Raw genomic sequence first — 1,004 nt, forward strand, 5'->3', positions numbered from 1 at the left:
ACGCGCTCCGGACCGTATGAAACCGGATCGCCCGCGACGAGACGAACGCCTGCGGCCCGCGCTCCAGCAACAGATGCGGAAGCGCGGCGATCTTACGCCACTTGACGGTTTCGAACTCCTTGACGATATCGATAACGTCGATTTCGAGACTTGGAAATTGACGGTTCAGCGCGCTCAGTATGCTCGAGTTGCTGAGAGAGAAAGACCCGGATTGGATCAGCAAAATCCGCTTGGCATTGGTGTCGGATCGGGACGAAGGCGAAACACGTTCGTGCGGGACCATACTATGCTCCAATCGCTCCGCATTTTCGGCCTAGAAATCCGCCATACTAAACCATAACCGGCTTTACCGGTGCCTGTATGGTGTTGAACCGCTCGAAGCGGCTGTGCGCAATCACTAACGATGCCAAGCGATCCTTGTGATATCAAGACCTTAGCAACTAAACAACCACTAGGTAAAGCGAAGGGCTCATACTGTTTCCTGACGATCACTGAACTTAGAATTGAATCAAACCCTATTCCTGATACCACAGCGTAATGGAAATCCCGGTTTCGGAAAACCAAAATCCGCCGCCGCTGGGCGGCCCTTACGCTCACTGGATCAGCGCACGGCGACCGGCAGCACTTCCGCCATCTCGGACACGATCCGCTTGACGGTCGCGTCCCAGGTGAAGTGCGGAGCGAGTGCCGCGCTCGCGGCGCCCATGGCGGCAGACCGCTCGGGATCGGCCAGAACGTCGATCAGCGCTTCTGCCAGGGCGGCGACGTCGCCGACGGGCACGACGAACCCGTTCTCGCCGTCGCGCACCACGTCGCGCTGATCACCGCAGTCGCTCGCGACGATCGCAGTTCCTGCGTGCAGTGCCTCCACATACACGATCCCGAAGGGCTCAAGGCGTGAGGGCATGCAGAAACAGGCGGCGCGGGCGAAGAAGTCACTGATCTTCGCCGGCGGCTGTCGCCCAACGGACTTCGATACCGGGGCCCAGACGCGCGGCGCGCAG

2 protein-coding genes are annotated in these 1,004 nt (G+C 59.8%); both read right to left on the minus strand.

All coding sequences use genetic code 11. From position 1 onward, the window contains the following. Positions 1–283: hypothetical protein (locus tag THIMADRAFT_RS24215; RefSeq protein WP_007195780.1), on the minus strand; the 283-nt coding region annotated here is incomplete at its 3' end. Positions 284–601: 318 nt separating this feature from the next. Continuing rightward, on the minus strand, positions 602–1,004 hold a 403-nt coding region (locus THIMADRAFT_RS24220), incomplete at its 5' end, for a glycosyltransferase (protein WP_007195781.1).

Source organism: Thiocapsa marina 5811 (genome assembly GCF_000223985.1).
Classification (GTDB): domain Bacteria; phylum Pseudomonadota; class Gammaproteobacteria; order Chromatiales; family Chromatiaceae; genus Thiocapsa; species Thiocapsa marina.